Origin of the sequence: Flavobacterium mesophilum (assembly GCF_039581405.1) — a bacterium.
Classification (GTDB): Bacteria; Bacteroidota; Bacteroidia; order Flavobacteriales; family Flavobacteriaceae; genus Flavobacterium.
Window position 1 is genome coordinate 1,035,595 of the sequence record NZ_JBCPXZ010000002.1, and the last position, 13,827, is coordinate 1,049,421.

General features: G+C 33.8%; 11 protein-coding genes and 1 rRNA gene. 4 read left to right on the forward strand and 8 right to left on the reverse strand.

The features are described 5' to 3' along the window. Window positions 1–25 precede the first annotated feature (25 nt). Window positions 26–2,152 (forward strand): methylmalonyl-CoA mutase, encoded by a 2,127-nt coding sequence (scpA, locus tag AAYQ19_RS08935; protein ID WP_343535888.1) that lies wholly within the window; start codon window positions 26–28, stop codon window positions 2,150–2,152. 49 nt (window positions 2,153–2,201) lie between these two features. Here scpA and AAYQ19_RS08940 read toward each other — a convergent pair whose 3' ends face one another. The 5 genes from AAYQ19_RS08940 to dapF form a co-directional block, all read right to left on the reverse strand. Further along, window positions 2,202–2,843 carry a peptidoglycan-binding protein LysM gene (locus tag AAYQ19_RS08940; RefSeq protein ID WP_343535889.1) on the reverse strand — a complete coding sequence of 214 codons (642 nt, stop codon included), beginning with the start codon at window positions 2,841–2,843 and terminating at the stop codon, window positions 2,202–2,204. Between the two features lie 519 nt (window positions 2,844–3,362). Further along, window positions 3,363–4,403, reverse strand: coding sequence for an endolytic transglycosylase MltG (mltG, locus tag AAYQ19_RS08945; protein ID WP_343535890.1), 1,041 nt, complete (start codon window positions 4,401–4,403; stop codon window positions 3,363–3,365). A gap of 11 nt (window positions 4,404–4,414) precedes the next feature. Beyond that, on the reverse strand, window positions 4,415–4,948 hold the full coding sequence (locus AAYQ19_RS08950; protein WP_343535891.1) for a GNAT family N-acetyltransferase: 534 nt from the start codon (window positions 4,946–4,948) through the stop codon (window positions 4,415–4,417). After that, window positions 4,948–5,505 carry a DUF2199 domain-containing protein gene (locus AAYQ19_RS08955; RefSeq protein ID WP_343535892.1) on the reverse strand — a complete coding sequence of 186 codons (558 nt, stop codon included), beginning with the start codon at window positions 5,503–5,505 and terminating at the stop codon, window positions 4,948–4,950. Before AAYQ19_RS08955 ends, AAYQ19_RS08950 begins: the two co-directional genes overlap by 1 nt. Before the next feature lie 47 nt (window positions 5,506–5,552). Then, window positions 5,553–6,335 (reverse strand): diaminopimelate epimerase, encoded by a 783-nt coding sequence (gene dapF, locus AAYQ19_RS08960; RefSeq protein WP_343535893.1) that lies wholly within the window; start codon window positions 6,333–6,335, stop codon window positions 5,553–5,555. A 158-nt stretch (window positions 6,336–6,493) separates the two neighbouring features. On the opposite strand from dapF, the gene AAYQ19_RS08965 reads away from it, so the two are divergent. Then, window positions 6,494–7,894: a Do family serine endopeptidase gene (locus AAYQ19_RS08965; RefSeq protein WP_343535894.1), complete on the forward strand. Its 1,401-nt coding sequence runs from the start codon at window positions 6,494–6,496 to the stop codon at window positions 7,892–7,894. A gap of 209 nt (window positions 7,895–8,103) precedes the next feature. Continuing rightward, entirely contained in the window at window positions 8,104–9,552 is a 1,449-nt protein-coding gene (locus tag AAYQ19_RS08970; protein WP_343535895.1) for a glyceraldehyde-3-phosphate dehydrogenase, read from the forward strand. 57 nt (window positions 9,553–9,609) lie between these two features. Here AAYQ19_RS08970 and AAYQ19_RS08975 read toward each other — a convergent pair whose 3' ends face one another. Next, window positions 9,610–10,068, reverse strand: coding sequence for an Lrp/AsnC family transcriptional regulator (locus tag AAYQ19_RS08975; RefSeq protein ID WP_343535896.1), 459 nt, complete (start codon window positions 10,066–10,068; stop codon window positions 9,610–9,612). Between the two features lie 201 nt (window positions 10,069–10,269). On the opposite strand from AAYQ19_RS08975, the gene ald reads away from it, so the two are divergent. Continuing rightward, window positions 10,270–11,388 (forward strand): alanine dehydrogenase, encoded by a 1,119-nt coding sequence (ald, locus tag AAYQ19_RS08980; protein ID WP_343535897.1) that lies wholly within the window; start codon window positions 10,270–10,272, stop codon window positions 11,386–11,388. Window positions 11,389–11,521: 133 nt separating this feature from the next. On the opposite strand, the gene pafA is transcribed toward ald, so the two are convergent. Together pafA and rrf are read right to left on the reverse strand one after the other, a co-directional pair. Further along, on the reverse strand, window positions 11,522–13,168 hold the full coding sequence (pafA, locus tag AAYQ19_RS08985; protein ID WP_343535898.1) for an alkaline phosphatase PafA: 1,647 nt from the start codon (window positions 13,166–13,168) through the stop codon (window positions 11,522–11,524). A 346-nt stretch (window positions 13,169–13,514) separates the two neighbouring features. Further along, window positions 13,515–13,624, reverse strand: a 5S ribosomal RNA gene (gene rrf, locus AAYQ19_RS08990). Window positions 13,625–13,827: the final 203 nt, after the last annotated feature.

Consider the following 13,827-nt stretch of genomic DNA (forward strand, 5'->3'; position numbering starts at 1 on the left):
TTAATTAAAAAAAGAAAAAGTGTCTATGATAAGAAAAGACCTTAAACATATAAAGTTAGACGTAAAAAGTGAGAAGTTAGATGTTGATTCTAATTTTGAGTTTTTTACAACTGCCGAGGGAATTCAAGTCAAAAAAAGATATTCTGAAAAAGATATTGAAGATTTAGAATTTCTTGATTTCGGAGCAGGTTTTGCACCAAATTTGCGTGGGCCTTATGCAACAATGTACGTAAGACGTCCTTGGACCATTCGTCAATATGCAGGATTTTCGACCGCAGAAGAAAGTAACGCTTTTTACAGAAGAAATCTTGCTGCGGGACAAAAAGGGCTTTCAATTGCTTTTGATTTGCCAACACACCGTGGTTATGATTCAGATCACGAGCGCGTAGTGGGCGATGTTGGAAAAGCGGGAGTTGCCATTGATTCTGTCGAAGATATGAAAGTATTATTTGACCAAATTCCATTAGATGAAATGTCAGTGTCAATGACCATGAACGGTGCCGTTTTACCAATTATGGCTTTTTACATTGTTGCCGCTGAAGAACAAGGTGTCGCTCTAAATAAATTATCAGGAACTATTCAGAATGATATTTTGAAGGAATTTATGGTGCGTAATACTTATATTTATCCACCAACTCCTTCGATGAAAATTATCGCTGATATTTTTGAATTTACGAGCAAAAAAATGCCAAAATTCAATTCCATATCAATTTCTGGATACCATATGCAAGAAGCCGGAGCAACTGCCGATATTGAATTGGCTTATACTCTAGCAGATGGTTTAGAATATATCAGAACAGGATTATCAACTGGAATGACAATTGACGACTTTGCTCCTCGCCTTTCTTTCTTTTGGGCAATAGGAATGAATCATTTTATGGAAATCGCCAAAATGAGAGCTGGCCGAATGATTTGGGCAAAATTACTACAACAATTTAACCCAAAAAGCGACAAATCATTAGCACTTAGAACACATTGCCAAACCAGTGGTTGGAGTTTAACAGAACAGGATCCTTTCAACAATGTTGCAAGAACTTGTATTGAAGCGACTGCCGCAGCTTTTGGAGGAACGCAATCTTTGCATACCAATGCATTAGATGAAGCAATTGCACTTCCAACAGATTTTTCAGCTAGAATTGCACGTAATACACAAATCTTTCTACAGGAAGAAACAAAAATTACCAAAACGGTCGATCCTTGGGCAGGAAGTTATTACGTTGAAAGCTTGACCAATGAAATTCTGGAAAGTACTTGGAAACTAATTCAGGAAGTTGAAGAATTAGGCGGAATGACAAAAGCGATTGAAGCTGGAATACCAAAACTCAGAATTGAAGAAGCTGCTGCAAGAAAACAAGCCCGAATAGACAGCGGACAAGACATTATTGTAGGCGTAAACAAATTTAGATTAGAAAAAGAAGATCCGTTACATATATTGGATGTTGACAACCAAATGGTTCGTAAACAGCAAATTGACAGACTTACAGAAATAAAAGCAAAACGAAATACTGAAAAAGTAAATCAATCACTGGAAAAATTAATTCTTTGTGCCAAAACTGGCGAAGGAAACTTGTTAGAAATCGCAATTGAAGCCGCTCGTGAAAGAGCAACATTAGGCGAAATCAGCGATGCTCTGGAAAGTGTCTTTGGCAGATTTAAGGCGCAAATTAAATCCTTTAGCGGTGTGTATAGTGCAGCAATAAAAAACGACGAGAATTTTGAAAAAGCAAAACAATTAGCTGATGCTTTTGCAAAACAAGAAGGAAGACGTCCTAGAATTATGATTGCAAAAATGGGACAAGATGGTCACGACCGCGGTGCAAAAGTTGTGGCAACTGGTTATGCCGATGTTGGTTTTGATGTTGATATAGGTCCGCTTTTTCAAACACCTGCTGAAGCTGCAAAACAAGCCGTTGAAAATGATGTTCATATTTTGGGAGTTTCTTCATTAGCTGCGGGACATAAAACATTAGTTCCCCAAGTTATTGAAGAATTGAAAAAACACGGACGCGAAGATATAATGGTGATTGTAGGCGGTGTAATTCCGGTGCAGGACTATCAATATTTATTTGACGCTGGTGCTGTAGCAATTTTTGGGCCTGGAACCAAAATCAGTGAAGCTGCAATTCAAATTCTAGAAATTTTAATTGACTAAAAAGCATAAAAAATCCCGAATTGAATTCGGGATTTTTTATGCTTTTTTCTTAGATCTTCTGTATTGTTGCATTACTGTCTGCCACAATATAAGAAAGATCATAACCTGCAAAGTCTTTCATATAACTTTTTAATGAAGTACCGTAAGCATCTCTAAAATGCCTATTTCCTTTATTCTTAAAAAAGTTTTTTACTGAACCAGCACCACCAAGATGGGCTGCTGCTAAAATTCCGGATTCCGTAATTTCAATTCCGTTAATCACTTTACCTTCATACTTTTCGATTTCATAACGCAAAATCCATTTGTTTTTGGATAATAACGCGATAAAAGCTTTTTCTTGTAAGGCAGGATTTTTTAAAAAGGCTTTGTTGTTTTTAATACCAATTGCTCTAAGAGCTTCAGCACCAAATTGATATTTTCCCATGTAACCAAGTGAATTAACCAATCGGTATTTTCCTTGAGATTCTTTGAAAGCGACTGCTTCTTTAAAACCTATAAAATGATTTCCTGTGTATGGGAAGTTTAAATTAGGATAATCATCCTTTTCTTGCGATGGAAACATGTATTCGGTTCCATCCGTTTTTTCTGTTAAAAACCAAGGTTCGGTTTCTACTTTGAAGGGCCTAAAACCCAAACTTAAAAATGTAATAATAACGACTAAACTCGCATAAAAATACCACTTCTTTATCATAAAATGTTTTTCTTCAAAACGCTGTCACCTTTTTGAAATTTCTACGATGCAAAGATAAGCAATACAAAACAACTCAGTAAATCAGCACTTTACGAGTTTTACAGGATTTTAAAATCTTTCGAAACCCCTTTAACTATGCACTTTTCGAGAGATTCGGCAAAAATCAAAAAGCTTGAAAATACCATCAAAATAAAAATCCTAAAAACGTCATTTTTATCACTTTTTTATCAAAATAGTTAATTTTATAAGATAAAACTTATAGTATTTTAGAATTTATTACCATAAATCCAATCTCTATTTTAAAAATTAAGCAAAAATTTACAAGATAAACACTACAAAAATGAAAGATTTTCCGTTTTTTTGAATATAAAATTGCTTTCGACGGTTAAAAAAACTCTTTTTAAGCATAGAAATAGATAAGAAAAAACCTTCTTTTTAATACGTAATTCTATCAATAAAACATAAAAAAAACCGATGCATTTTTGCATCGGTTCTAGCTCATTTTATAGAAATGATTTTTTATCTCGTGACACCTTGACTTGCGATCCAGTCAGAATATTTTTTTGCATTTACATTATGTTCTGCTAATGTCGCCGCAAACTCGTGATATCCAAAACGATCAACGCTAGCACAGAAATAAATATAATCGTTCTTCTCTGGGTTTAAAACTGCATCTAAAGCTGTAATATCAGGCATTGCGATTGGCCCTGGAGGAAGTCCTTTATTTACATAAGTATTATATGGAGATCTCATTATCAAATCGTTGTAAAAAACCCTCTTAATAACTTGATCAAAATTATTATCTCTTAATTTCAATGCATAGATTACAGTCGGATCTGCTTGTAAAGGCATTTCTAAACGTAAACGATTCAAATAAACACCTGCAATACGAGGTCTTTCGTCTTTTTTAACTGATTCTTTGTGCACAATTGAAGCTAAAATCGTTGCTTGAACTGGAGTCAAACCTTGTTTTTTTGCTTTCTCAATTCTTTCAGCAGTCCAGAATTTGTGGTATTCCTTGATCATTTTGTCACGGAATTTCTCTGCTGAAGTATTCCAATAAATTTCATATGTATTTGGAATAAACATTGCAAATACATTGTCTTCATTAAATCCGTTTTGGGCCATAAAAGTTGAATCTTTTATCGCTTTTAATAAAGATGTACTGTCTGCTTCAATTTCTGAACCTACTCTTCCTGCAAAATTTTCCAAACGCTCTTGATTATTAAAAGCCAATTTAACTGGAACATTTGAACGCATTGCACGAACCAAATCAATATTATTCATACCACTTTTAAGTAAAAAACGACCAGATTTTACATTTTCTGGATAACCTCTTTTACTGGCAACCAATTCAAAATTGTCAAAATTCTTGATATAAGGTTCTAATATTTTTTTTACGTCGGTGTAGTTTGCACCCGTTGGTACATGAACGTAAAGTTCTTTTTCTTCAAATTTAGTATTGGAACTAAAAATTCGGCTAATTAAAATGAATCCGTAAATCAATAATACAGAAATTACAGCTACGGCAGTTATCGTGATGATTTTTTTTAAGCTCAAAGTTTAAAAATTTAAATTTGTTTGTTAATTAATTGGAAAATTGCTTCGTCTTGATAGTGGTTATTCAGCAAAATCCAATCTTTTTTAATTCCTATTTTCTCAAAACCAAATTTAGTAAAAAGAGCTATACTAGCTACATTTCCTACATTAATATTTGCATAAAGCTGATGCAGATTTAAATTATGAAAAGAATATTTAATCAGCAACTCTAATGCCTCAGAACCAATATTTTGATTTCTATATTCATTACTTTTGATCACAATGCCTATCCCCGCTCTATTATTTTTTGGATCAAACTCGAATAAATCAATCAATCCAATCGCAGGAAAATCTTCATCTTGACAAATTGCTAAACGCAATTGTTTTGCTTCATAAATATCTTGTTGCGCATTTTCAAGATATTGCCGAATCAAATAACGGCTATAAGGTGTATTGGTATTACTGACCTCCCAAATGCTCTGATCGTTTTCCATTTCATACACGAACTCCAAATCATTAGGTTCTAATGCACGTAAATAAATATTTTCGCCTATTAAGGTTATCATTATGAATTAGTCTTTTGGTGTTCTTTTCTTAAAATCTCACTAACAATATTTAATGCTTTCTTGTAAGTGATACCAAATTCTTGATCGAGTTTTAACTGGTGATTTTCTTCAATAATTTTAATCTGAGGAATTATTCCTAAACCTTTTTCAATTGCAATTGATTTAATATTGAGAGTGTCTCCATAACTTGGAACATGAGTTTGCAACCATCCAAAATAAGGTCCATTATTAATACGGCCTGCATCCTCCCAAAAATCCATTCTTTCGCAAAAATTATCTTCGCTAATTGAAGTCCAGACATTAAAAATCAAATCTTCCTTATGATCTATAATTGGAATTATTAATCTACCTCTATGAAAGAAATGCTTTTTATCAACAACACATAAACTTTCTTTAAGTTCAATTCTTTCGTCTCTTTCTTCACATGGAATAGAAAAATAGTAGTCTGGCTTATCATTTCCAAAGCAAAGAGGAATTTCATCATAAATTACTCCACAGCATTCACATTTGAATCCAGCTCTACGATTGATTTTATTAAAAAACGGAAATAATTTCATCTAATAACAAATTATTTTGATTCAATATTTTCAATCTTATTTTCCAATTAAATCTCAATTGTTCCTTTAAAAACGAATTTTGCAGGTCCAGTCAAAAAGACATTTGAAAAATGCTCTCCTAATTTATCAAATGAAACCACAAGTTTTCCACCTTCAACATTCAAATTGATTGAAGTTTTATCTGTTTGCCCGATTGCATTCATAGCAATAGCAACTGCAGTAGCGCCGGTTCCGCATGCCAAAGTTTCATCTTCAACACCTCTTTCATAAGTACGAAGAGCGAAAGTATCATTGTCAATCTTTTTAACGAAATTGATGTTGCTTCCTTTTTCTCCATATAATGCTCCGTAACGAATTGCTGCGCCGTTTTCTTTCACATTATATTGTTCCAAATTCTCGACAATTTGAACATGATGAGGAGAACCTGTATTTAAAAAAGTATGAGAATCGTGTTTTTGAATTTCGTCAACATCAATCATTTGTAATGAAACAATCGAATCATTATTTACAGAAGCGTGATGCAATCCGTCAGTAGCAATAAAAGTAGTTTTGTCGTTTATTACTCCAAGCTGATTTGCAAAAGCTACCAAACAACGACCACCATTGCCACACATTGAACTTTCGTTCCCGTCTGAGTTGTAATAAACCATTCTGAAATCGGTTTCAGAATCGTTTTCTAGCAATATAAGTCCGTCTGCTCCAATACCAAATCGTCTGTCGCACAAGCGTTCGATTAACTGAATGTCTTCTTTTGGAAAAAAATTTGAACGATTGTCAATCATCACAAAATCGTTCCCTGTACCTTGATATTTATAAAATTCTATTTGCATTTTTTTGTCGTTAGAAATACAAAAGTACGAACTATTAATTAATGAAATGTTAATCATTGTTAAAGAGCGTTAAACCATTTTTCCAAATAATTTTTTGAAGTAAATTTACGTTAATAAAACATGAAACTAATTCTAATAACTTAACTACAAATTCTAATATGAAAAGATTTTCAGCCTTATTTTTAGTATCATTACTTAGTGGTGCTATTACTCTTGGTGCTTACAAGTTATTATTTGAAAGCAACAATTCTTTTTTTGGCAAAGGAAATTCTGTTGTAACTCTTGCCCCTAACTCTTATGGAAAAAATGTTGGCTTAGGAGCTGAAACACTAGATTTTACTGAAGCCGCAGATAAAACAATACATACTGTTGTACACGTAAAAAATGTTTCTAGAAGAACTGTAACAAACCCAATGCTTGAGTTTTTCTATGGATATGGCGGACAACAGCAACAAGAACAAGTTGGTACTGGATCAGGTGTAATTATTTCTGAGGACGGATATATTGTGACCAATAATCACGTAATTAAAGACGCGACAGAAATTGAAATTACTTTGAACAATAAAAAATCATACAAAGCAAAACTAATTGGTACCGATTCAAAAATGGATATTGCTCTTTTGAAAATCAATGCAGACGAGAAACTTCCTTATACCGCCTTTGCAAACTCTGACAATGTTAAAGTTGGCGAATGGGTTTTAGCAGTTGGAAATCCATATAATTTGACTTCGACCGTAACTGCGGGAATTGTTTCGGCGAAAGCCAGAAATTTAGACCAAAGTGGCATTCAATCCTTTATTCAAACCGATGCTGCAGTAAATCCAGGAAATAGCGGTGGAGCGTTAGTAAATGCTCGCGGTGAATTAATTGGAATTAACACTATGATCTCCTCAATGACAGGGTCTTACGTTGGATATTCTTTTGCAGTTCCTTCTAATATTGCCAGAAAAATTATTGAGGACATTATGGAATATGGAAATGTTCAAAGAGGAATTCTTGGAGTTGAAGGTGGTGAGCTTAATAGTAGCGCTTCTAAAGAATTAGGAATACCAGAAACTCAAGGTTTTTATATCAACAGAGTCTCAAAAAATTCAGGTGCTGAAAAAGCTGGTCTTGCTAAAGGAGATATCATCGTAAAATTAGACGAACAAAATATCTCAACTTATGCTGATCTTTCAGGCTATATCAACACAAAAAGACCAAATGATGTTGTAAAAGTAACTTACATAAAAGACGGAAAAACCAAAACAGTTCCTGTAACTTTAAGTAAAAATGAGTTTTATAGTGCCGAATTTAAAGGAATGGAATTGGAGAATATAGATGCCACTGATAAAAAGAAATTCAGAATTGATTATGGCGTTAAGATTAAAAACATTACAAATGAAAATTTAAAGCAATACGAAAATGAATTACAAGGAAGTATCATTTTAAGTATTGATAATGTAAAAGCGACAAATGTTGAAACGGTTTCAAAACTGTTAAGCAAAAAAGACGAAGGACAAAGCGTGAGAATCGAAATGATCAACAGAAACGGAGAAATTTTCAGAATTATAATTTAAGTCATAGTTTACATTAACAATCTCAGTCAAGAAAGGAAAACTGTAAACCAAGACTGAAAACTTCAAAAAAAAGCCATCTTAAAAAATTTAAGGTGGCTTTTTTATTTTCAAAAATAAATGCTAAAATAGTTTACGAAATCGATTGAAATAGATACTTTTGCGCCAAATTTTAAAATAGTGAGCATTTTATTTTTTCAATTTAATCAATTATGAGCAAAAAATCCTTGTACCAAAAAGAGGTATCATTACAAGTCGACCGAAGAAGAGCTGGTGTCGAATTAATCAAAGTTATAAGTGATTTATGGTATGACAAATCCATCGAAATGGTTTTATTCAAAAATCAATTATTGGATCAAAATGTCAGCGATATTATCAATCTGCATCAATATGCTGGAGAATTTGTTGGCAAGCCCATTACCATTTTTGATTCGGTTGAAATCGCAAAAGTCGTTTTATCATTAGATTTACCGCCTGCAAAAATTGATTTAGGAAAATTAACTTACGAATATCGCCTAGAAGATGAAAAATATCCTGATGCAAGATATTTTGTAATGGATAAATTAAAAAAAGCTAAATCTTCAGAAGAAATTCAGCCAAAAGATGTTGTCTTATACGGGTTCGGAAGAATTGGACGTTTATTAGCAAGAGAGCTAATGTCAAAAACCGGAAAAGGAAATCAGTTGCGTTTGAGAGCAATTGTTACTCGTGATAAAAATGATGCATCAAGTTTAGAGAAACGAGCTTCTCTATTGCGATATGATTCCATTCACGGAGATTTTCAAGGATCAGTTACTGCCGATCCAAAAAATAACGCCTTAATTATCAACGGAACAACAGTTCATATTATAACTGCAAATACACCAGAAGAAATTGATTATACGCAATACGGAATCAACGACGCATTAGTTATCGACAACACTGGAGTTTACACTACGGAAGAAGCTTTAAAAAGACATTTGACTTCAAAAGGAACCAGCAAAGTTTTATTGACAGCTCCTGGAAAAGGGGTCCCAAATATTGTTCATGGTGTAAATCATAATGATTTTAATCCTGACGAAATTGATATTTTCTCGGCGGCATCTTGCACAACAAATGCAATCACACCGGTTTTAAAAGCTGTTGAAGATACTTTGGGAGTTGTAAAAGGGCATTTAGAAACTATTCATGCCTATACAAACGACCAAAACTTGGTTGACAATATGCACCGAAAATATCGTCGTGGAAGAGCTGCTGCTTTAAATATGGTTATTACTGAAACAGGCGCAGGAAGTGCTGTTGCAAAAGCATTGCCATCATTAGAAGGAAAATTGACTTCAAATGCTATTCGTGTTCCTGTTCCAAATGGTTCTTTAGTTGTGCTGAATTTAGAAGTTAAAAAAGCAACTTCAATTCCGGCAGTAAATAAAATCATGAAAAAATATGCTCTTGAAGGAGAATTGGTAGAGCAAATAAAATATTCTTTGAACAATGAGTTAGTATCGTCCGATATTGTTGGAACTTCTGCCCCTTCAATTTATGACAGCAATGCTACAATTGTTTCAAAAGATGGAAAAAACATTGTACTTTATATTTGGTACGATAACGAATATGGCTATAGCCATCAGGTAATTCGTCTTGCAAAATACATTGCAAAAGTGAGACGTTTTACTTACTATTAATATAAAACCAAAACCAACTATTTCGAAAAGCCGCCAAGTTTTCTTGACGGCTTTTTTTTAAATAGGAAGAACTGTTGTACTTTTTACTTCGGAAATTACAAAAACAGTATTGATCAAGGAAACTTCAGGCAAAACCGATAATTTCTTTTGATGAAAATGATGATAACTTTCCATATCCGGAATGATAATTTTAAGCATATAATCAAAATTTCCAGAAACATAATTACATTCCACAACTTCAGGCATTTCTAAAATTGCTTGATTAAATCCTTCAGAAGTATCATAAGTTTGTTTTGTTAAAGTTACTTGACAGTAAACGGTAAGATTATTTCCGAGTTTTTTCTTATTTAAAATTGAAACATATTTCTCTATAACCCCCTCTTTTTCAAGACGTTTAACACGATCATGAACAGGTGTAAGAGACAAATTTATTTTGTTTGCAATGTCTTTAAGCGTATAGTGCGCATTTTCTTGTAAAAGACGTAGGATTTTTTTGTCAATTTCATCTAAAACCATAACGAAAACGTTTTCTAAAATTAATCGAGTTTAGTCATTTTTTCTTTTTAAGGAAATTAAAAAGCCTTAAAACAGAAAATATTTCTGTAAAAATACTAATTAAAATAATATTTTCTTATTTATACATCGTTTATCCATAATATATTCTCTATCTGTAGCTTTGTAAAACAAATTCTAGAAAAAACAAAAAATACAACAATTATGATAATAGGTGTTCCAAAAGAAATTAAAAACAATGAAAACCGTGTAGCATTAACTCCAGCAGGTGTTTCTGAAATGAAAAAACACGGACATGTTGTTTATGTACAATCGACTGCAGGTTTAGGAAGCGGATTTAGTGATGAGGAATATGCAACTGCTGGCGCAGTAGTTTTAGGAACTATTGAAGAAGTTTATGCTATTGCAGAAATGATTATCAAAGTAAAAGAACCAATTGCATCTGAATATCCTTTGATCAAAAAAGATCAATTATTATTTACTTATTTCCACTTTGCTTCATCAGAAGAATTAACTCATGCAATGCTTGAAAAAGGCGCTGTTTGTTTAGCATACGAAACAGTTGAAAAAACAGACAGAAGTTTACCATTATTAGTTCCAATGTCTGAAGTTGCAGGTCGTATGGCTATTCAACAAGGAGCAAAATATCTTGAAAAACCATTAAAAGGAAGAGGAATTCTTTTAGGTGGTGTTCCAGGTGTGCCACCAGCTAAAGTATTAGTTTTAGGCGGAGGAATCGTAGGAACTCAAGCTGCTAAGATGGCTGCAGGTTTAGGTGCGCAAGTTACTATCATGGATTTAAGCTTGCCACGTTTACGTCAATTAGACGATATTATGCCCGCAAACGTAAATACAGAAATGTCAAACCACTACAACATTACTAAAGCAATTAAAGATGCTGACTTGATCGTTGGAGCTGTTTTAATTCCAGGAGCAAAAGCGCCTCACTTGATTACACGTGATATGCTTAAATTAATGCGTCCAGGAACAGTTGTTGTTGACGTAGCTGTTGACCAAGGAGGTTGTATTGAAACTTGTACTCCAACAACTCACGAAAACCCAACCTTCATTATTGACGATATTGTTCACTACTGTGTGGCTAATATGCCAGGAGCAGTTCCTTATACATCAACTTTAGCTTTGACTAATGCAACTTTACCTTACGCATTACAATTAGCAAACAAAGGATGGGAAAAAGCTTGTGCTGAAAATGAAGAATTGAAAAAAGGATTAAACGTAGCTAATGGAAAAATCCTTTACAAAGGAGTTGCTGAAGCTTGGAATCTTCCTTTTAACGAAGAATTAGTGTTAGCAAACGCATAGTGCTAACATTAAAATAAGTGCTTACTAAACACTACTTAAAAAGGCTTTTCTTTATTGAAAGGCCTTTTTTATGCAAAGAAAAAAGCCCATCAGATGATAGGCTTTTATATATAATTCGAAATGATATCAAATTTTATTTTTTCGTTTTAGTATCCGAAACTTCTTTTTTCGAATCTAAAACTTCCTGCATCACTTTTGCTTCCGTTCCATTAGGGAAAGTAACTTTTATTTTTTGCGCTATTGTTGGAGCAATTTCAGTAATGGCTTTTTTATCATAGGATTCTCCTTTCTTAATTTGCCATCCAAAAAATATAGCAGGAACATGCGTATCATAACTATACGGTGTACCATGAGAAGTTCCTGTAGGCGAATATTCGATATCACCTGGTTTGTTTATAACAACCATATCTCCATCCTGAGTGACATCATAACCTTTTGCTACAAAGTTTAAATAATAATCATTTCCACTGTTAGCAAGGATTTCTTCTTCAGTATAAACTCTTTTAACTTGTGGCTGAGCAATCAAAAATTCTTTAAAAGCTTGTTTTACTTTAGCCAACTCTAAACCTTTATCTTTAATAATTTGTTTATTGAAGAAAATATTAAAATTAGAATAGTTTAGTAATAAATCAACTCCAAAAGTCTTAACTGAAAAATCTTGAAGATTTTTACGAACATCTTTCGACGGATAATTATCTACATTATATTTACGGTCCTTTAAATAAATTACATTTTCAGCACCAGCATGATCTGCAGTTAAGAATAAAAGATAATTTCCTTTACCAACAGTTTTATCCAAATAAGCTAAGAAATCAGCAATAGTCTGATCCAATCTTAAATAAGTATCTTGAAGTTCCATCGAACGAGGTCCAAGTAAATGGCCCACGTAATCAGTTGAAGAAAAACTTACAGTCAAGAAATCTGTGATGTTGTCTTTTCCTAATTCCTCTTTTTCAATTGCACGTTTTGCAAATTCAGCCAAAAGATCATTCCCAAACGGAGTTGCTCTTATAACACCTGCATCGTTTTTCTCATACATTGTTTTCAAATCATACGGAAAAACAGGCGCTGTACTTCCATATAATTTGCCTTCATATGGATTGTTGTCTGGCAAGCTTTCGTTATATGTAGAAGCTGGCTTATATAAATCCCAACCTTTATTGATGTATTTTAAGTAATTTTTCTCATTATTGAATTCCGTAACCCATTCTGGTAATTTATCTCCATAAAAAGTACTTGAAATAAATGAACCCGTTTTACTGTACCAAAAAGCCCAATTAGCAAAATGTCCCGCAGGTAAGATTGCACCACGATCTTTTAAACTCATTCCGATTACCTTACCGTTAAAATTAGTTGCCATTCTAACTTCATCTGTAATAGTAGTACTTTGAAGATTTTTAGGAGACATCGCACCTTCTTCCGCAGTTCCGTCTCCAACAGTTTTTACACCGGCATCATCTGTACAATATGTTTCTTTACCTAAAGTTCTACTGAACCATTCGTTACCAACAATTCCGTGTGTCGCTGGTGTAGTGCCAGTATAGATTGAAGCATGACCAGGAGCAGTATAAGTTGGCATATAGTTATAATGCATATTTTGAAAAGTAAATCCTTCATTCATCAATCTCTTAAAGCCATTTTGTGTAAAATCATCTGAAAAACGATATAAATATTCCATTTTCATCTGATCGACAACAATACCTACAACCAACTTAGGGCGCTGTTGAGCATTCAAATTTGCGATCACAAACAATGCCAACAATACAATAGTTTTTTTCATACTTTAAATTATATTATTTAAAAACAAAAATACTGATTCACATTTAAAAAGGCTAGTCAAGACTAATTTAAAACTTAATATTGACTTTAATTTAACAAAATAGAGAAGATAAATCTTAACAAACAAAAGGACTTCGTTTAGATCAATTAATACAATAATCATTATGGCATCGCATCTTTGCTGAAGATCTTTTTGGACGGAAGGAAGCGCCCCGGGCCTCCCGCAAAAGGATCCCGCCCCCGTCGCCGGCGCATCAGCGAATCCGGATGGGGCGATGCTTCGGGGGAAGAAGCGCAAACGGGCATAAAACAGAAAACCCCGTCCGATATGGACAGGGTTTCCAAAAGAAAGGCGACGACATACTCTCCCACAATGATGCAGTACCATCTGCGCAGGCGGGCTTAACTTCTCTGTTCGGGATGGGAAGAGGTGAGCCCCGCCGCAATAACCACCTTAAGGTTTTTGGTTGTTTGTTGCTGGTTCTTGGTTGTTCGTGTTTCCATCAACTGCCAACCATCAACTATCAACCGCTCTGCGTCGAGCTGATATCTTAACATACTGAGATAAAGAAACGGCACTTTTTATAGAAAGTTCTCTCCTCCCGATTGCTCGGGAGGAAAAGGGATGTACATAAGCTTACGGATTATTAGTACTACTCG

Coding starts and splice junctions, on each gene's coding strand:
- scpA (WP_343535888.1), top strand. CDS start 26: ATGATAAGAAAAGACCTTAAACATATAAAGTTAGACGTAAAAAGTGAG.
- AAYQ19_RS08940 (WP_343535889.1), bottom strand. CDS start 2,843: ATGATAAAGAAGTGGTATTTTTATGCGAGTTTAGTCGTTATTATTACA.
- AAYQ19_RS08950 (WP_343535891.1), bottom strand. CDS start 4,948: ATGATAACCTTAATAGGCGAAAATATTTATTTACGTGCATTAGAACCT.
- AAYQ19_RS08955 (WP_343535892.1), bottom strand. CDS start 5,505: ATGAAATTATTTCCGTTTTTTAATAAAATCAATCGTAGAGCTGGATTC.
- dapF (WP_343535893.1), bottom strand. CDS start 6,335: ATGCAAATAGAATTTTATAAATATCAAGGTACAGGGAACGATTTTGTG.
- AAYQ19_RS08965 (WP_343535894.1), top strand. CDS start 6,494: ATGAAAAGATTTTCAGCCTTATTTTTAGTATCATTACTTAGTGGTGCT.
- AAYQ19_RS08970 (WP_343535895.1), top strand. CDS start 8,104: ATGAGCAAAAAATCCTTGTACCAAAAAGAGGTATCATTACAAGTCGAC.
- AAYQ19_RS08975 (WP_343535896.1), bottom strand. CDS start 10,068: ATGGTTTTAGATGAAATTGACAAAAAAATCCTACGTCTTTTACAAGAA.
- ald (WP_343535897.1), top strand. CDS start 10,270: ATGATAATAGGTGTTCCAAAAGAAATTAAAAACAATGAAAACCGTGTA.
- pafA (WP_343535898.1), bottom strand. CDS start 13,168: ATGAAAAAAACTATTGTATTGTTGGCATTGTTTGTGATCGCAAATTTG.